This window comes from Armatimonadota bacterium, assembly GCA_031459715.1.
Classification (GTDB): Bacteria; Sysuimicrobiota; Sysuimicrobiia; order Sysuimicrobiales; family Humicultoraceae; genus Humicultor; species Humicultor tengchongensis.
Genome location: JAVKIA010000043.1, coordinates 1 through 17,839 on the forward strand (window position 1 = coordinate 1; position 17,839 = coordinate 17,839).

The window sequence follows — 17,839 nt, forward strand, 5'->3', positions numbered from 1 at the left end:
CCTCACCGCCGCCTGGAGCGCGCAGGGGGCCTCACTTCCCGAGGCCGCGCGCATGGGCACCGCAGTGGGCAGCGCCGTGCTGCTGGCCGGCGCTGTATCCAACGCCGCCGGCGGCTGGCTGAGCGACCGCGCCGGCCGCAGGCGCACCATCGTCATCTTCCTTTCGGCCTCGGCCCTGTGCTCCGCGGTGATGGGGTGGCTCCTGCCGGCCGGGCTGGGAGTAGTTATCTCCGTGGCGCTGCTGTACGGCATCTTCACTACTGCGGAGTCTTCCACCCTTTCTACGGCCGTAGCGGAGAGCGCCTTCCCGCACGCCCTGGGCACCACCATGGCCGTCCAGTCAACGCTCGGCTTCGTGGCCACCATCGTCTCGCCGGTGCTCTTCGGGGCGTTGCTGGACGCCTACGGCTGGGGCTGGGCCTTCATCTCTCTGGCTGCAGCTGCAGCAGCGGGGGTCCTCACCCTGTTGGTGGGAGGCCGACCCGCTCCGGGTGCTCGGCTGGCCTGCCGGTCTGCAGGTGTGCAGAAAGACCTGGTCAAGTCCCATGAAATGGGGACAGAAAAACATGACGTGACCACACGAGGAACTCGGTCCGGGCCGAGTTGACCTTTGCGGGAATGGCCTGTGCGCTGGGCGGCGGAGTTCCGGAACACATGACAGAGTTTTTGACCTGCGCCGTCCATCCCCGGTAAAATTAAAAGGATTTTTCGCTTGTTGCGCGTGTCCTCTGAGATGCTGAGCGGCCTGCTCACCTTGCTCCGCGACAGCCCACCGTTCGCCCCGATCCGGGACGCGGTGCGGCAGCACCGCCCCCTGTGGATCCTGGGCCCGGCGGGCGCGGAAAAGGCCTACCTACTGGCGGCGCTGCTTACCGACCGGGAGGCTCCGCAGACCGTGCTGGTCATCCTTCCCGGGCGGGACGCGGCGGAACGGCTGGCCGGGGACCTCGTGGTCTTTGACCCGGACCTGGCGCCGCGCCTGGCATTCTTACCCTACTGGGAGGGGGCGCCCTACGAGCGGGAGCAGCCTTCGCTGGAGGCTGTGGCGGAGTGGCGAGCACTGCTGGAGCGGCTGAGCGGCGGCACACCCACCATCGGCCTGGTGTCGGTTGCCAGTCTCCTGCGCCGGCTTCCTGCGCCAGAGCACATGCGCGCGCAGCGGAAGCAGATCCGCGTCGGCGACCGTCTGGTACGCGACGACTTCCTCACCCTGCTCGCGGACTACGGGTACGAGCGCCGGCCTCTGGTGGAGGCCCGCGGGCAGATAGCGGTGCGCGGGGGGGTCATTGACCTCTTCCCGCCGGCCGGCGGCCCTTACCGCATCGAGCTGTTCGGGGACGAGGTGGAGTCGCTGCGGGAATTCGACCCGGTCACCCAGCGCAGCACCCGCACGGTGGGGGAGGCGGTCCTGCTGCCCCTGCGCGAGCCCCAGGCTGGCCTGGCGGCGGGCCTGCTGGACTACCTCCCGCCGCAGGCGCTGGTGGTGCTGGACGAGGAGCCGGAGCTGGCGGCGCAGGCGGGCGCGCTGCAGGACAGGGCGGAGGAGGCGGGCAGCCAGGTGCCCCCCCACCTCTCCTGGGTCGAGGTGGCCGCGCGCCTGGAGCGCTTCCGCCGGGTGGTCCTCTCCGCGCTGCGCGGCGCCGTGGCGCCCTATGCGGAGGTACCGCTACGCTTCGGTGGCGTGGAGGCCTTCGGCGGGCAGACGCACCTGCTGGCCCGGGCGCTGCGCGAGTGGACGCAGCAGCGACGTCTGGTAGTCGTGGCTTCGGCGCACCCCGAGCGGGTGGCGGAGGTTCTGGACGCGCAGGGCCTGCGGGTACCCACAGCCCCGGGCCTGCCCGTGGCTCCCCCGCCGGGGACGATGACCGCGGTGGAGGCGCCCCTCTCCCGCGGGTTCGCCTTCGATCCGGCTGGCCTGGTGGTGGTCACCGACAGCGAGATCCTGGGATGGCGGCGGCGCTCGCGCCTGCGCTTTGTCCGCCAGGGTAAGCGCATCGCCTCCTGGGCGGACCTGGTCCCCGGTGACTACGTGGTGCACATCCACCACGGCATCGGCGTCTACCGCGGCCTGGTCCACCTGACCATGAACGGCGCGGAACGGGACTACCTGCTCCTGGAGTATGCCGGCAGCGACCGCCTCTACGTCCCGGTGGAGCAGATCGCCCTGGTGGAGCGCTACATCGGGGTGGAAGGCCAGGTCCCCCGGGTGAACACCCTGGGCGGGGCGGAGTGGGAGCGGGAGAAGCAGCGGGTGCGGGAGTCGGCCCGGGAGCTGGCCGGGGAACTGCTGGCGCTGTACGCGGCGCGGCAGACCGCACCCGGCTTCGCCTTCTCCCCGGACACTCCCTGGCAGCACGAGCTGGAGGCGGCCTTCGAGTACGAGGAGACCCCTGACCAGTGGCAGGCCATCCAGGATGTGAAGCGGGACATGGAGTCCCCCAGGCCCATGGACCGCCTCATCGCCGGGGATGTAGGGTACGGCAAGACCGAGGTGGCGCTGCGCGCTGCCTTCAAGGCGGTCATGGACGGCAAGCAGGTAGCCATCCTGGTGCCCACCACCATCCTGGCCCAGCAGCACTACGACGTCTTCCTCCGCCGCCTGGCCGCCTACCCCATCACGGTGGAGGTGATGTCCCGCTTTCGCTCGCGAAGGGAGCAGCAGCGCATCCTCCGCCAGCTGGCCGAGGGGCAGGTGGACATCGTCATAGGCACGCACCGCCTGCTGCAGAAGGACGTCGTCTTCCGCGACCTGGGACTGGTGATCATCGACGAGGAGCAGCGCTTCGGCGTGGAGCACAAGGAGCGTTTGAAACAGCTGCGCCAGCAGGTGGACGTGCTCACGCTGACGGCGACCCCCATCCCCCGTACCCTGCACATGTCCCTGGTGGGCCTGCGCGACATGTCGGTCATGGAGACCCCGCCGGAGGCACGCCTGCCCATCCACACCGAGATCCGTGAGGCGGACGAGGGGATTATCCGCGAGGCCATCGTGCGGGAGCTGGCCCGCGGCGGTCAGGTGTATGTAGTGCACAACCGGGTGCAGTCCATCGAACGAGCCGCCCGGGCCATCGCTCGCATCGTCCCCGAAGCGCGCGTCGCCGTGGCCCACGGGCAGATGCCGGAGGAAAAGCTGGAGCGGGTGATGATGGACTTCCTGGGGGGACGCTTTGACGTGCTGGTCTGCACCACCATCGTGGAGATCGGCCTGGACATTCCTCGGGTGAACACCGTGATCGTCCAGGACGCTCACCTCATGGGCCTGGCCCAGCTCTACCAGCTGCGCGGCCGGGTGGGCCGGGCCGACCGGCAGGCCTACTGCTACCTGCTCTACCCGCGGGGCGAGACGCTGACGCCGGAGGCCGAGCAACGCCTGCAGGCCATGCAGGAATTCGTGGAGCTGGGATCGGGGTTGAAGCTGGCCATGCGCGACCTGGAGATCCGCGGCGCGGGCAACCTGCTGGGGCCGGAGCAGCACGGCCACATCTCCGCCGTGGGCTTTGATCTCTACTGCCGCCTCCTGGACCAGGCCATCCGCGAGCTGCGCGGCGAGATGGTGGACGACGCCCCCGACCCCGTGATCGACATCCACGTGGACGCGTTCATTCCCCCGGACTACGTGGCCGACGAGACGCAGCGCATGACCCTCTACCGGAGGCTGGGCGCGGCCGCCTCCCTGGAGGCGGCGGAGCGACTGGCCGAAGAGATCCGGGACCGTTTCGGCGACCCGCCCGCGGCGGTGGCGCACCTGCTGGCGGCGGTGCGGCTGCGGGTCCTGGCCAGGCGCGTGGGCGCGGCAGCGGTGGTGCGCGAGGGCGGGCAGTACATCATCCGCCTGCGGCCTGCAGCCTACCTGAGCGACGCCGTGCAGCGGCGCCTGCGCGTAGCCTACGGTGAGCGTCTGCAGGTGACCCCCGCGGTGCTCACCGTGCGCACCCGGGGGCGGCACTTCCTGGACCAGGCGGGCGAGCTCCGGGAGATTCTGGAAGCGGTGGCCCGGTTCAGCGGGCAGCGGGCCGAGGAGGCCGTAACCATTTCCTGACCGCCGGGCGCACCGAACTACGAAAGGAGTCATTCTCGTGCGCAGAGGACGCAAGGCCTTGCTGGTGCTGGTGATTGCCACCGCCGTGCTGGTGGCAGCAGGTGCAGGCTATGCCCTGACCTTCGGGGTGGACCTGCGCCTGACCGTCCGCGGCCGGCCTGTGGGGGTGGCCGTGGCCGGGCTGCGGGCCCGCTCCGCCCTGGCGGTGATGGTCAACGACGAGCCCATCTACTGGAGCGAGGTGGAGCGGGAGGTGGAGCGCGCCGCCGCCCAGTTCAACGTCAACCTCAGCGGCGCGGAGGGGGAGAAGCAGCGGGCTGAGCTCACAGGCGCACTGCTCGACCGCCTGATCGACGAACGCCTGATCGTGCAGGCCGCCCGGCGGCGGGGCGTTGAGACCAGCGACGTACAGGTGGACGCCGAGCTGGCGCGGATCACGGCGCAACTGGGAGGCGAGCAGGAGCTGCAGAGGGCACTGGCGCAGCGCAACCTGACCACGGCGGAAGCGCGGCGGATCATCCGCCTCTCCCTGACGGTACAGGCGCTGATGCCGCTGGTCACCGATGTGCGGGTTACGGCCGAGGAGGTGCAGGAGGTGTTCGCTCAGCGCCGCGCCCAGTACGACCAGCCGGAACAGGTGCGGGTCAGCCACATCCTCATCCGCGCCAGCACCCCGCAGGAGGAGGAGCGTGCCAAACAGACCCTGCTCCTCATTCAGGGACGCCTGGCCCGTGGGGAGAAGTTCGCCGACCTGGCGCGGCAATACTCGGAGGATCCGGGCAGCAAGGCGGGCGGCGGCGATCTGGGCCTGGTGGCTAGGGGCACGCTGGTGCCGGAGTTCGAGCGGGTCGCCTTCAGCCTCCCTCCCGGGCAAGTGAGCGAGCCGGTGAAAACGTCCTTCGGCTACCACCTCATCCTGGTGCACGAGCGCAGGCCGGCGCGCCGGGCCACGCTGGAGCAGGTCCAGGCCCGGATCCGGGAGGAGCTCCTGCAGCAGCGGCGGGAGGCGGCCTTCCAGCAGTGGCTGCAGGTGCAGCGCAAGCAGGCGACCATCAAGCGGTTCCCCCGCCCATCGTAGCCGGCCATGTCGGCTCCCTACACCTTCGACGACCTGGTGGCGGTCATGGCCCGCCTGCGCGGCCCCGGCGGCTGCCCCTGGGACCGGGCGCAGACTCCCCGCTCCCTCCGCCCCTACCTGCTGGAGGAGACATACGAGACCCTGGAGGCCATCGACCGGGGGGACGGCACCGCGCTGCGCGAGGAACTGGGCGACCTGTTGCTGCAGGTGGTCTTCCAGGCCCGTATGGCCGAGGAAGCCGGAGGGTTCACCATCGGGGAGGTGGTGGACGGACTGGTGCGCAAGCTGATCGATCGGCACCCGCACGTCTTCGGCGACGCCCGGCTGGAGACCGCGGAGGCTGTGCTGGCCCACTGGCACGACGCCAAGCAGGCGAAGCGGGAGGCCCCCTTCGCCGGCGTCCCTGAGGCCCTGCCCGCCCTCGCCCGGGCACAGAAGGTGCAGGAGCGTGTGCGCGCTCTCGGCTTCCGCTGGCCGGACCTGCAGGCGGCGGTGGCAAAGGCGCGGGCGGAGCTCGGCGAGCTGCAGACGGCATCCGATCCGGAGGCAGCGGCCGACGAGCTGGGCGACGCCCTCTTCACCCTGATCAACGTGGCCATCTTCCACGGCGTGGACGCCGAGCAGGCACTGCGGGACGCCACGCGCAAGTTCGTGCAACGCTTCACCCGCCTGGAGGCGTTGGCCAGGGCCACCGGTCGCCCCCTGAGGGAGCACACGCTGCAGGAGCTGCTGGCGCTGTGGGAGCAGGCCAAGAGCGGCCATGCGGGTGGATAAGTACCTGCAGCTCAGTCAGCTGGTGCGGCGGCGCGTCCTGGCGCAGCGCCTCTGCGACGCCGGGCGGGTACAGGTGAACGAGCGGCGGGCCAGGCCCGCTACCCCTGTGGCCGTGGGCGACATCCTGGAGGTCTCGCTGGAACAGCGGCGACTGCGGGTCCGTGTGCTGCACCTGCCCGCTTCACCGCGGGAAGCGGGGCGAACTCCGTCGTATGAGATCCTGGGCGAGGACTCCCTGGGGTGGTGGTGATGCCGGCGATTGGCGCCATCGTGGCGCGGGAAATCCTGGACTCCCGGGGCAACCCCACCGTGGAGGCCGATCTCTACCTGGACGACGGAGCGTGGGGGCGGGCGGCAGTCCCCGCGGGGGCGTCCACCGGAGAGGCCGAGGCGCTGGAACTGCGCGACGGCGGGCGGCGCTACCTGGGGCGCGGGGTGCAGAAGGTGGTGCGGGCCATCGAGGAAGAGATCGCCCCGGCGCTGCGCGGCCTCCCTGCGGACCAGGAGGAGGTCGACCGCCGGCTGATCGCCCTGGACGGCACCCCAAACAAATCGCGTCTGGGGGCAAATGCCATCCTGGCAGTGTCGCTGGCGCTGGCCAAAGCCATCGCCGCCTCCCGCCGTCTCCCCCTCTACCGAAGCCTGGGAGGCGAGGACGCCCGCCGGCTGCCCGTCCCCACCATGAACGTGATCAACGGCGGAGCCCACGCCGACAACACGCTGGACATCCAGGAGTTCATGATCGTCCCCTGGGGGGCGGAGCGCTACGGCCAGGCGCTGCGCATGGGGGTGGAGGTCTTCCACCACCTGAAAGCGCTGCTGCGAGAGCGCGGTCTGAGTACGGGGGTGGGCGATGAAGGCGGCTTCGCTCCCAACGTGCGGGACGCCGCCGAGGCGCTCGCCCTCCTGGTGGAGGCCATCACCCGGGCGGGATATGCGCCGGGGGAGGAGGTCGTCCTCGCCCTGGACGTGGCGGCCAGCGAGCTGGCCCGGGAGGGCAGCTACCACTTCAGCAGGGAGGGGCGGGTGCGCACCCCGGAGGAGGTAATGGCCTACTACGAAGCGCTGGCCGCAGAGTTCCCCCTGCGCTCCATTGAGGACGGGCTGGGGGAGCACGACTGGGAGGCCTGGCGGGCAATGACCACCCGCCTGGGCGGAAGATTGCAGCTGGTGGGAGATGACCTCTTCGTCACCAACCCCCAGCGGGTGCGGCGGGCCATCGCCGAGGGGGTAGCCAATGCCGTGCTGGTCAAGCCCAACCAGATCGGCACACTGACTGAGACCCTGGAGACCGTGGCTCTGGCGCGGGCGGCCGGATACGCGGTCATCCTCTCCCACCGTTCGGGCGAGACCGAGGACACCACCATCGCCGACCTGGCGGTGGCGGTGGGCGCCGGGCAGATCAAGACCGGCGCGCCATCCCGGGGCGAACGTGTGGCCAAGTACAACCAACTCCTGCGCATCGAGGAGGCCCTGGGCCCTGAGGCCGAATTCGCCGGGCGGCGGGGGCTGGGGGTTCCCGCCTGACGGCCGGCACAGCGACTCCCCCGCCGCCTCTCTCCGCGCAGGATTTCTCCCGCCTCCGTCCAACTCTAGGAGGCGGCCAAATGCCGAAGGACTATCTTCCCCACCGCACCCTGACCCATCCTGGCCTGCGCCGCCGTTTCCCCCGCTGGGTCATCCCCCTGCTCGTCCTGGCTGCAGCCACGCTCCTGCTGCGCGCCTACGGGGCAAGTACCCTCACCGCCTACCGGCTGCGCCGTGAAGCGGCGCGGCTGGAGGGCCAGATCCAGACTCTGCGCCGGGAGAACGCGCAGTTGCGGGAAGAGATCCGCCGGCTGCACACGCCAGCCTATATCGAGAGGCTGGCCCGCGAGCAGCTGGGTCTGGTCAGGCCCGGGGAGATCCCGGTGATCCTCATCCGGACCACCCCCACGCCCCCACCCGCCCCGTGACCTCTCACCGCCTGGTCCACAGCGAAGCCAGAAGTTGCGGGGGATGGGAAGCTCCCTCGCCATCACCCGTTTGGCCAGCACACACACGGCGGCCGCCCGATTGACACCTCCCGGGTCCGCGCATATAATGCGCTTGCCCAATTTCCAGGTGTCTGCGCGGAGGAGGCCAGATCCCGCCCCAGATGAGCGTTGAGGTCGGCACTATCGTCGAAGGGACCGTGGTCAAGATCACGCACTACGGTGCCTTCGTGGAGTTGCCCGACGGCAAGAGCGGCCTTGTCCACATCTCCGAGATCGCCGACACCTACGTCAAGGACGTCAAGGACTACCTGAAGGAACAGGAGCGGGTCCGCGTCAAGATCCTCGGTGTCAACGAGAGGGGCAAGCTCGACCTCTCGGTGAAGCAGGCTCTCTCCCCGGAAGAGCGCGCCGCCCGCGCCCGGGCCCGCAGCTCCTTCGAAGATAAGCTCAAGGCCTTCATGAAGGAGTCCGAGGAGCGCCTCCTGGATCTCAAGCGCAACACCGAAGCCAAGCGCGGCGGCCGCCGCCGCAGGTAGCCCGAAACCCGATCCGCAGCGAGTCCCCTTCGGCCGCTACCCTCGCTGCGCCAGCGCAGCCAGCACACGGGCGGGCGTCATGGGCAGTTCGGTGAGCTGGGCGCCGGTGGCGTCGGCGATGGCGCTGGCCACAGCTGCTGCGCCAGCGATCACCGGCGGTTCACCCACCCCCTTGGCCCCAAACGGGCCTTCCGCCGAGGGCACTTCCACCAGCACCGCCTCCAGCGGCGCCACCTCCGTGGCCCGGGGGAGGGCGTAGTCGGCAAAGGTGCTGGACAGCAGCGCGCCGGCCCGGTCATAGACCAGCCCTTCCAGGAGCGCCCAGCCGGTAGCCTGGGCCGCGCCTCCGAAGACCTGCTCCTCCACCACTGCGGGGTTGATGGCAAACCCCACGTCCTGGACGACCACCTGGCGCTGGATGCGGACCACGCCGGTCTCCCGGTCCACCGTGACCTTGACCAGATGCGCGGCGAACCCCGGAGCCTGCCGAGGGGCGGCCACCGAGCCGCGGCCGAACACGGGCGGGTACCTGGCGCCGAAGCGCATCGACTGCTCGGCGACCTGCTCTAGGCCGATCCCCCGGGAGAGCACGCCGCGTACCCGCACCTGTCCTTCGGCGATCTCCAGATCGTCCTCCCGCGCCTCCAGCTCCCTGGCCGCGATGGCCAGGATCTGTCGTCGCGCCTCCTCGGCGGCCAGGCGGACGGCCGCACCCACGGTGTAGAGGGTCTTGCTGCCCGCGGACATTCCCGCGTAGGGAGCCTGGTCGCTGTCTGCGCCGACCACGCGCACCCGCTCCACCGGTACCCCCAGCACCTCTGCGGCGATCTGGGCCATGGCCGTGAAGGTCCCGGTGAGGTCCACCGCGCCCACCACCACCTGGAACGTGCCGTCGGTGTTGGCGCGCACGCAGGCGCTGGCCGACTCCACGCCTCCGGTCCACCCCCCCACCGCCACTCCCACGCCGTCTCCCGGGCGGCGGTCCTGCCAGAGGGGGTGAGCCCGGGTCCGCTCCAGGACCTGGCGCAGACCGATTCGCGGCCAGGGTCGCCCAGAGGGCTGGGGGTCGCCTTCCGCAGAGGCGTTCTGCAGCCGAAGGTCGATGGGGTCGCGGCCGAGCCGCCGGGCCAGGCGGTCCATCATCCCCTCGATGGCGAAGGTGGCCTGGGGCGCGCCGGGGGCGCGGTAGGCACCCACCGGGGGCAGGTGGGTCATGACGTTGAACCCTTCGATCAGCAGGTGGGGAACCTTGTAGTATCCCCCAAGCAGCGTGGCGGCGATGGCGGCGGTCCCCCCAGGCTCCGCGCCGCAGTCGAACACCAGGCGGGCCTGCAGTGCCAGGAGCGTCCCGTCCCCACGCGCCCCCAGGCGTACGGTGATCACCGTGGCCGGCGCCACGTTGGCCACCAGGAAGTCGTCGCGCCTCGGCAGCACCAGCCGCACCGGCCGGCGTACCGCCAGCGCCAGCGCCGCGGTCAGTCCCTGGGTGAAGAGGATCTTGCTTCCGAAGCCGCCGCCAATGGTCATGGGTACCACCCGCACCTGCGTCTCGGACAGCCCCAGGAGGTCGCACACCTGCTCTCTCACATAGAAGACGCCCTGCGTTGCCGTGTAGATGGTCACCCCACCGCGGATGAGGTCGGGCACGGCCACGGTGGCGTGCGGCTCCAGGTAGCCCTGGTAGACCCGGGCAGTACGGAAGGTCTCCTCCAGGACCACGTCCGCCTCACGGAATCCCCGAGCGATATCCCCCCGGGTGTAGCGGACCACGCTGGCCACGTTGCGCGGTCGGTCCTCCCTCACCTCCTGCACCGCCACCGCGGCGTGACCTGCGGCCTGCCCCTCCCCACCGCCCGCCTGGGGGTTGACCAGAGGGGCGTCGGGCCGCATGGCCTCCTCCGGATCGAGCACCGCAGGCAGCACCTGGTACTCCACAGCCCCGGCCAGTGCCTCTATGCAGTCTGCGGCCGCCGCCTCGCTCTCCGCCAGGACCGCAGCCACGGGATGGCCGGCGAACCGCGCTTCGCCCTCGGCCAGCAGGAGGTGCTCCTCGCGGGAGGCCCCCGCGGCCAGCGGCAGGTCTTCCGCCAGGAGGACCGCGACGACGCCGGGGACGGCCAGGGCCGCGTCCCGGCGAACGTTCAGGATGCGCGCGTGCGCGTACGGTGAGAGCAGCAGCCGGGCGTAGAGCATCCCGGGCAAACGCAGATCCTCGGTGTAGCGGGCCACCGCCGTCACCTTCTCCCTGCCGTCCATACGCGGCATGCGCCGCCCCACCTGCATGCTCACCGCGCGTCCTCCAGGCTGCTAGCCCCGCCCCGTGCTAGGCCTCGATCCCCAGCACGGCGGCCACGTCTTCGAATGTCCGCCAGGTGATGTCGTCCCGCTGCAGGCGGCGGGAGGACTCGGCAATGTGGGTCTGTGCCTCCAGCTCCCGCAGCTGCTCGTCCATCCGCTCCAGGAGGTTCCGCAGGCTGAGGGCCAGTCCCTTCGGCGGCAGGTGCTGCAGGGCGCGACGCACCCGCTCCAGCGCCGCCACCTCGTACTCCCGGGCCAGGCGGTCCAGCTCCAGGGCCTCCGCGCGGGAGAAGGCCACCAGACTGCGCCGCTCCTCCAGCGCCTGCAGCACGGCCCGCCGCAACTCCCGCAGCAGCGCCTCCTCCACGGCCTAGGGCCCGCCGGTCAGGCGGGGGAGGCGCACCTCCTGGTCGCGGTACTGCAGCTGGTAGAGCTTGGTGTAGATGCCGCCTCGCGCCAGCAGCTCCTGGTGCCGCCCCTCCTCCACGATGCGGCCCTTGTGCAGCACCAGGATGCGGTCCACATGCTGAATGGTGGAGAGGCGGTGGGCGATGATGATGGAGGTGCGGCCGCGCAGGACCTTCTGCAGCGCCTCCTGGATGAGGATCTCCGTCTCCACGTCCACGCTGCTGGTGGCCTCGTCCAGCACCAGGAGGATCTCCGGGTTGTGGGCGATGGCCCGGGCGAAGGCGATGAGCTGCTTCTGCCCCACCGAGAGTGTCGCCCCGCGCTCTTTAACCTCGGTGTGGTAGCCAGCAGGCAGCCGGTCGATGAAGCGGTGGGCGTTGACGAATTGCGCCGCACGGCGCACCTCCTCATGGGAGATCTCCGTGTTGCCCAGGCGGATGTTGTCCTCCACCGTGCCGGAGAAGAGGAAGACGTCCTGCAACACCAGCCCGATGTGCCGTCGCAGGTCGCGCTGCGCGTAGCGGCGCACGTCCACCCCGTCCACCAGCACCTCTCCCCGCTGCGGGTCGTGGAAGCGACAGATCAGGTTGATGATGGAGGACTTCCCCGCGCCGGTGTGGCCCACAAAGGCCACACTCTCCCCCGGGGCGATACGGAAGCAGATGTCCCTGAGCACCCAGTCGGGCGAGCCGTCCCCGGCCGGGGCGTAGGCGAACCAGACGTGGCGGAACTCGATCTCCCCGCGCACCCGCTCCAGGGGCAGGGGCAGGGGAGGATCCTCCACCTCCACGGGCTCGTCCAGCAGGCGGAAGATCCGCTCCGAAGAGGCCATAGCCGCCTGCAGGATATTGTACTTCTCCGCCAGCTCCTCAATGGGTTCGAAGAAGCGCTGCGCGTACTGGATGAAGGCCACCAGCAGGCCGATGGTGACCGAGGCGTGGAAGACTCCCCCGCCGAAGACCAGGATGAGGGCGATGGCCAGGGAGCTGATCACCCCCACCGAGGGGTGGAAGAGGGCGAAGGCGCGCAGGCCGCGCAGGTGCCAGCCCAGCAGCTCCCGGTTCAGCGCGTCGAACCGCTGGAAGTTCCGCCGCTCGCGGTTGAAGAGCTGGACGATGGCCATTCCTGTGATGTTCTCGTTGAGGTAGGCGTTGATCCGGGCCAGCCGCGTGCGCACCGCGCGGTAGGTCTCCCGCGCCTTCACCCGAAAGAGGACAGTGGCCAGCAGGATCAGTGGGATGACGGTGAAGGTGATGAGCGCCAGGCGCCACTCCAGCAGCAGCAGCACCACCACGATGCCCACCAGGGTGATCAGGTCGCCGAAGATGCCCACTACCCCCTGGGTGATCATCTCGTTGAGGGCGTCGATGTCGTTAGTGATGCGCGTGACCAGCCGGCCCACGGGGGTGCGGGTGTAGAAGCCGACGGAGAGGCGTTGCAGGTGGCTGAACAGGGCCAGGCGCAGGTCGTACATGGCCCGCTGGCCCACCATCTGCATAAGGTAGCTCTGCAGGTAGCGGAAGGCAAACCCCGCCAGGAGGATGGCCACGTACAGGGCGGTAAGCGCACCCAATCCGCTCAGCCGTCCCGGGGTGATGTGCCGGTCGATGCCCAGACGTACCAGGTAGGGGCCGGCCAGGGCAGCGGCGGAGCTGAGCAGCAACAGCAGCACCGAAAGCCCTACCAGCCGCCAGCAGGGCCGCACATAGCTCAGGAGCCGCCGCATCAGCCGGCCGTCGTAGGCCTTCCCCAGGATCTCCTCTTCCTGCAGCTCCACCGACACGCTACTGCTCCGCCTCCAGCTCTTCCTGCAGGAGCTGCTTGCGGTAGAGGTCGGCATAGAGGCCGCCCCGCGCCAGCAGGGCCTCATGGGCCCCCCGCTCCACGATGCGTCCCTCATCCAGCACAATGATCTGGTCGGCGTGGCGCACGGTGGAAATGCGGTGCGAGATGAGGATGCTGGTGCGCGTGGCCAGTACCCCGCGCAGCCGCTCCAGGATCCTGGCCTCGGTGTGAGTATCCACACTGGAGAGGGCGTCGTCCAGGATGAGGATGGCGGGGTCGCGGGCCAGCGCCCGGGCCAGAGTCGCCCGCTGCTTCTGCCCTCCCGACAGGGTCACTCCCCGCTCCCCCACCACGGTGCTGTACCCCTGGGGGAACTCTGCCACCTCCTCCGCCAGCTGCGCCACCTCTGCCGCCGCCAGAATGCGCCGTCCGTCGGCGGACTCCAGGCCGAAGCCCAGGTTCTCCTCGATGGTCTCGGAGAAGAGGAAGGGCTCCTGGGGCACGAAACCAATGGCCCGTCGCAGGAGGGCCAGCGGCAGGCGCCGGCTGTCCACCCCGTCGATCAGAACCCGGCCTTCGGTGGGATCGAAGAGGCGGGCGATCAGGCTCACCAGGGTGCTCTTCCCGCTGCCCGTCGGCCCCACCACCGCTACCGTGCTTCCCGCGGGGATGCGCAGGGTGATGCCGTGTAGCACCGGCTTCCCGTCGTAAGCGAAGGAGACGTCGCGGAACTCGATCTCCCCGCGGATGGTCCGCAGCGGATGCGGGTCGGGGTGGTCGGCGATGGCGGGGCGCACGTTGAGGATCTCGTCCAGCCGGCCCATGGAGGCCACCCCCTGCTGGATCAGGTTGGTGACCCACCCCAGGGCGATCATCGGCCAGGCCAGCTGCCCCAGGTAGGCGTAGAACTGCACCAGGGTGCCCACCGTGATCCGGCCCTGCACCACGGCCAGCCCGCCCTGCCAGAGGAGGACTGCCGCGGCTACCCCCAGGATCAGGGTCATCGACGGCCACAGCGCGCCCTGCACCACCATCAGCCGCAGGTTCCGCCGGATGAACTCCCGAGCCAGCCGGGCAAAATCGGCGATCTCATAGGGCTCCTGGGCGAAGGCCTTGACCACGCGGATGCCAGAGAAGTTCTCCTGGGCCCGGGCCGAAAGGGTGCTGAACTGCTCCTGCACCTGCTGGAAGCGGTGGTGAATCTGCCGCCCCAGGAGGAAGAAGGTCACGGCGATGAGCGGCATGATGGCGCCCACCCACAGCGCCAGGTGGAGGTCCAGCCGGACCATCCAGCCGCCGACCAATAGCAGCATCACCGGTGTGTTTGCGGCGTACATGATGCCCGGCCCGGCCAGCCGCTGGACCGCGTGCAGGTCATTGATGGCGCGGGCCATCAGGTCACCGGTGCGGGTGTGCTGGAAGAAGCCCAGGTGCAGGCGCTGCAGGTGGGCAAAGTAGGCGTTGCGCAACTCGTACTCGATCCGGCGGGAGGCGCCGATGATGCTGGTTCGCCAGAAGAAGCGGATGGCCGCCGCCAGCAGCGCCAGGCCCACATAGGCGGCGGCCAGCCCCAGCAGCTCCGGCAGGGAGATGCCGGCGCGGATGCCGTCCACAGCGCGCCGCAGCACGGCGGGGGCCAGCAGGGCCACTCCGGTCGCCACCACGCCCAGGGCGAACCCCCGGGCGTACTCCCCGCGGTGTCTGACGATGGCGCCGCGCAGACGCGGGCTGATCATGAGCTTGGCGGGCAGCCTCCTCCCGGCCTCACCAGGGTGAGCGGGTGAGCGGCAGGACGAAGGGATTGGTGGCCCGCTCGCGTCCGACCGTGGTGGGCGGACCGTGGCCCGGGTAGAGGGTGGTCTCGTCGGGCAGACGCAGAATACACCTGGCGATCGAGGCCAGCAGCTGCTCCCCATCGCCGCCGGGCAGGTCGGTGCGGCCGATGCTGCCGGCGAAGATCACGTCGCCGACGAAGGCAGCCCCCTCCCCCAGGAGGATCAGGTGTCCCGGGCTGTGCCCGGGTGCATGGAGGACGCGGAAGGTCAGCCCGCCCACGGCGAGTTCATCCCCCTCCTGCAACCAGCGGTCGGCCAGGGGTGGCGGATCCACGTAGAAGCCGAAGATCTGGGCCCGCAACGCGGATCCCTCCAGCGTCTCCCGCTCCTCCCCAAGAGCGAGGAAAGGTACGCCTGTGGCCTCCCGGATGGCGCGGACCCCGCCCACGTGGTCGAAGTGGCCGTGCGTGGCCACGATCGCCTCGGGGGCAAGTTCCAGGTGGCGCAGACGGGCGAGCACGAGCTCCGGCTCATCCCCGGGGTCGATGATCAGCGTCCGGCGGGTCCGGGCGTCCGCGGCCAGGTAACAGTTGGCCTGCAGGGGCCCAAGGGGGAGGACCTCCACCAGCATGCCGCCCAGCCCCTACCACCCGGCCTGCGCCAGCGGGAAGTGGCCCAGGTAGGCCCGCGTCTGCCGCAGGCGTTCTGCCAGGCGGTCGGGCCATCCATCCCCGTCGATGTCCTCCACCGGCATGAACAGGAGAGCATTGGCCCGTCCCAGGCGGACGCCGAACTCCACGCCGGGGTAGGGAGCATCCACCCAGCGGACCGATGGAAGGTCCAGGGTCACCTCGGGGGCGACGGAGGCCAGCACAGAACGCAGACGGCGGCGGGCCTCCTGGGTGGAGAGGGCCATCAGGGCCTTAGCGCAGGGCGGCGACAGCGTACTCGTTGAGCGCCGCGCGGCAGGCCTCCTCCGGCGTCGACCCGGTGGCCAGGACGTCCACGACCTGGTTGCCGCGCACCAGGAGCACGGCGAAGACCGGCCTGCCGTCCTTGAGGCGCAGCCCGAGCGCCACGGTATCCCCTGACGCTCTCGTCTTCTGCAGGTCGACCAGCAGTCGCGCCAGCTCCGACATTGCACCACTATTATACCCCGGCAGCGGGCAGATGGACCGCGGCCGCAGCCAGGGAGCCGGGCCGCGCGTCGGCCATTAGCGCTGCTGCAACCGGCTGATGAAGCTCTCGATGGGGATCGCGGTCAGCGTGATGATGCGCACGCTGCCCCGCGCACCCAGCTCCACCGACACCCGGGCGATGGTATCGCTGTCGGGCGCTTCCACGATGTTGACGAAATCGTAAGGCCCAAGCACCGCGTACTGCTGCTGCACCTTCACCCCCATAGCCTCAATCTCCCGGTTCACCTCCCTGATCCGGGCGGGGTTCTTCAGCAGCGTCTCCGCGCCGCTCTCGGTCAACGTGCTGAGCATGATGTAGGTGGGCACGCGCTTCACCTCCGTCTCAAGTAGGTGCCCTTTCACTAGGGGTTTCCGCCGCAGTATCCAGGCCTCGGTAGCCGTCAACATGTTCCCTACGGCGTCGTGCGGATCCTTTCGCGCCGTTCTGCAGACAAGGGATACCGTCACCTCCGCCAGCCAAGCCAGGAGGCCTGCAAACGCAAGCTGGGTGCGCGGGCGACAAGCCCTTTCCCTTCGCCCCCGGTCCCGGCCTCCTACGCGGCTACCCGGTCTTCAGAAGTCCAGGGATCCTCTTAAGCAAAGCTGAAGAAAGAAACTGCCGAAGGCAGGAACTTCAGTCCCCCTGTCGAAGCGGGACCGATTAGGGGCCTGGCCGGGTGGGTCCTCCCCTCCCCAGCGGGTGCACCGGGGGTCTAAAAACCCGACCTTCTGTCGATAACAAAGGTGCAGACCACACGGGGAGGCTGATGATGCGGAGGATCCTTGCCGCGCTTCTCCTGGCGCTGACCCTGGGGGTGTTCGTCTCGGCCGGCACGAGCCCGGCATTTGCCGGCAGGGGGGACGTCGACTCCTTCGGGGCGATCAGGAACTAGCGCCGGCGTACTTGGCACGAGAGTTCTGCCCCGGCCCGGTTCAGAGCGCCCGCGGGGGTGAGGCGTGACGCTTGGAGCCAGGATCCGGGAGCTGCGGCGCGCCAGAGGGCTAACGCAACGGGCCCTAGCCGGGGACGACCTGTCGGAGAGCTTCATCAGCATGCTGGAGCACGACAAGGTCCGCCCCTCCATGGGATCGCTGCGCCTGCTGGCCGACCGCCTCGGGGTCCCCCTTTCCACGCTCATTGACGACCGGCCTCGCCCTGACGAGACCGACGCTCTGCTGCGCCACGGCGATGTCCTGCTCCGGCAGCACCGCTTCACCCCCGCCATGGAGCACTATCAGGCGGCCCAGGCGCTGGCCGAACGGCTGGGCGACCCCCAGCGCCTCGCGGAGGCCCACCTGGGCATGGGACAGGCACTACTCGGAGTCAGGCAGTTCGACCTGGCCGAGCACCACCTGGAGCAGGCCGGGCACCACGCCCACACCGTGGGGGACCTGCGCCTGCAGGCCCTGGTAGCCCAGGCCCGTGGCCTGCTGGCCATCCGGCAGCGCCGTTTCACCGCAGCCCGTCTACACCTGGCAGAGGCCCTCGCCCTGATCCGACAGATCTCGCCCCCGGATCGGCGCCTGGAGGCGGTCATCCTCACCAACCTGGGCCGCGTGTACGTCAACCTGAGCCTGCCGCTCCAGGCTCTTGAGTGCTTCCAGGCGGCCAGACCGCTGCTGGAAGCGGCTTCCGATCCTATGGGCCTGGCCACGCTGCAGATCAACAGCGGGATGGCCTACGCCCAGCAGCGCGCCTTCGACGAGGCGGCGCGGGAGTTCAGGCAGGCGGCGGAGTTCCTCCTCGTGCAGGAGAACCTGCAGCTGCTGGGCGCGGTGAAGCGTAACCTGGCCATGCTCCTGCTGGACCGGGGGGACGCGGCTGGGGCGGAGCCGCTCCTGCGCCAGAGCCTGGCCATCGCCCGGCAGCTGGCCGACGATGCCGGGCAGGCGCACACGCTGACCGAGCTCGCCCGCGCCGCTCTGGTGCAGAACAGGGTGGCTGAGGCGGAGGACCTGGCCAGGGAGGCCAGGCGGCTGGCCGCACAGGTT

General features: G+C 70.1%; 18 protein-coding genes. 10 read left to right on the forward strand and 8 right to left on the reverse strand.

The window, feature by feature from the left end; all coding sequences use genetic code 11:
- The 8 genes from QN152_12265 to QN152_12300 form a co-directional block, all read left to right on the forward strand.
- On the forward strand, positions 1–607 hold a 607-nt coding region (locus tag QN152_12265), incomplete at its 5' end, for an MFS transporter (protein ID MDR7540283.1).
- 114 nt (positions 608–721) lie between these two features.
- Positions 722–4,039, forward strand: coding sequence for a transcription-repair coupling factor (mfd, locus tag QN152_12270; protein MDR7540284.1), 3,318 nt, complete (start codon positions 722–724; stop codon positions 4,037–4,039).
- Positions 4,040–4,076: 37 nt separating this feature from the next.
- A complete protein-coding gene (locus QN152_12275) occupies positions 4,077–5,117 on the forward strand; it encodes a peptidylprolyl isomerase (GenBank protein ID MDR7540285.1) in 1,041 nt (346 codons plus the stop codon).
- Between the two features lie 6 nt (positions 5,118–5,123).
- Positions 5,124–5,891 carry a nucleoside triphosphate pyrophosphohydrolase gene (gene mazG, locus QN152_12280; protein ID MDR7540286.1) on the forward strand — a complete coding sequence of 256 codons (768 nt, stop codon included), beginning with the start codon at positions 5,124–5,126 and terminating at the stop codon, positions 5,889–5,891.
- Positions 5,878–6,141: a S4 domain-containing protein gene (locus tag QN152_12285; protein MDR7540287.1), complete on the forward strand. Its 264-nt coding sequence runs from the start codon at positions 5,878–5,880 to the stop codon at positions 6,139–6,141. The genes mazG and QN152_12285 overlap by 14 nt, the downstream gene beginning before the upstream one ends.
- Positions 6,141–7,418 carry a phosphopyruvate hydratase gene (eno, locus tag QN152_12290; protein MDR7540288.1) on the forward strand — a complete coding sequence of 426 codons (1,278 nt, stop codon included), beginning with the start codon at positions 6,141–6,143 and terminating at the stop codon, positions 7,416–7,418. The genes QN152_12285 and eno overlap by 1 nt, the downstream gene beginning before the upstream one ends.
- Before the next feature lie 80 nt (positions 7,419–7,498).
- Entirely contained in the window at positions 7,499–7,846 is a 348-nt protein-coding gene (locus tag QN152_12295) for a septum formation initiator family protein (protein ID MDR7540289.1), read from the forward strand.
- Positions 7,847–8,028: 182 nt separating this feature from the next.
- Complete coding sequence (locus tag QN152_12300; GenBank protein MDR7540290.1) at positions 8,029–8,403, forward strand: S1 RNA-binding domain-containing protein; 375 nt, start codon at positions 8,029–8,031, stop codon at positions 8,401–8,403.
- A 36-nt stretch (positions 8,404–8,439) separates the two neighbouring features.
- Here QN152_12300 and QN152_12305 read toward each other — a convergent pair whose 3' ends face one another.
- From QN152_12305 to QN152_12340, 8 genes are all read right to left on the reverse strand, one after another.
- Entirely contained in the window at positions 8,440–10,686 is a 2,247-nt protein-coding gene (locus QN152_12305; protein MDR7540291.1) for a xanthine dehydrogenase family protein molybdopterin-binding subunit, read from the reverse strand.
- A gap of 40 nt (positions 10,687–10,726) precedes the next feature.
- Entirely contained in the window at positions 10,727–11,068 is a 342-nt protein-coding gene (locus tag QN152_12310) for a hypothetical protein (protein ID MDR7540292.1), read from the reverse strand.
- A 3-nt stretch (positions 11,069–11,071) separates the two neighbouring features.
- Complete coding sequence (locus tag QN152_12315; protein MDR7540293.1) at positions 11,072–12,892, reverse strand: ABC transporter ATP-binding protein; 1,821 nt, start codon at positions 12,890–12,892, stop codon at positions 11,072–11,074.
- Between the two features lies 1 nt (position 12,893).
- The gene (locus tag QN152_12320; GenBank protein MDR7540294.1) at positions 12,894–14,630 is read right to left on the reverse strand and encodes an ABC transporter ATP-binding protein; all 1,737 of its coding nucleotides are present in this window, start codon (positions 14,628–14,630) and stop codon (positions 12,894–12,896) included.
- Positions 14,631–14,658: 28 nt separating this feature from the next.
- Entirely contained in the window at positions 14,659–15,300 is a 642-nt protein-coding gene (locus QN152_12325) for an MBL fold metallo-hydrolase (protein MDR7540295.1), read from the reverse strand.
- Between the two features lie 12 nt (positions 15,301–15,312).
- Positions 15,313–15,585 carry a hypothetical protein gene (locus tag QN152_12330; GenBank protein MDR7540296.1) on the reverse strand — a complete coding sequence of 91 codons (273 nt, stop codon included), beginning with the start codon at positions 15,583–15,585 and terminating at the stop codon, positions 15,313–15,315.
- Between the two features lie 7 nt (positions 15,586–15,592).
- A complete protein-coding gene (locus QN152_12335) occupies positions 15,593–15,808 on the reverse strand; it encodes a hypothetical protein (GenBank protein ID MDR7540297.1) in 216 nt (71 codons plus the stop codon).
- 75 nt (positions 15,809–15,883) lie between these two features.
- Positions 15,884–16,174, reverse strand: coding sequence for a GYD domain-containing protein (locus QN152_12340; GenBank protein MDR7540298.1), 291 nt, complete (start codon positions 16,172–16,174; stop codon positions 15,884–15,886).
- Positions 16,175–16,614: 440 nt separating this feature from the next.
- Between QN152_12340 and QN152_12345 the strand changes: the two genes are divergently transcribed.
- Together QN152_12345 and QN152_12350 are read left to right on the forward strand one after the other, a co-directional pair.
- A complete protein-coding gene (locus tag QN152_12345; protein MDR7540299.1) occupies positions 16,615–16,740 on the forward strand; it encodes a hypothetical protein in 126 nt (41 codons plus the stop codon).
- 64 nt (positions 16,741–16,804) lie between these two features.
- Positions 16,805–17,839 (forward strand): tetratricopeptide repeat protein (locus tag QN152_12350; protein MDR7540300.1); only part of this gene is annotated, 1,035 nt, incomplete at its 3' end.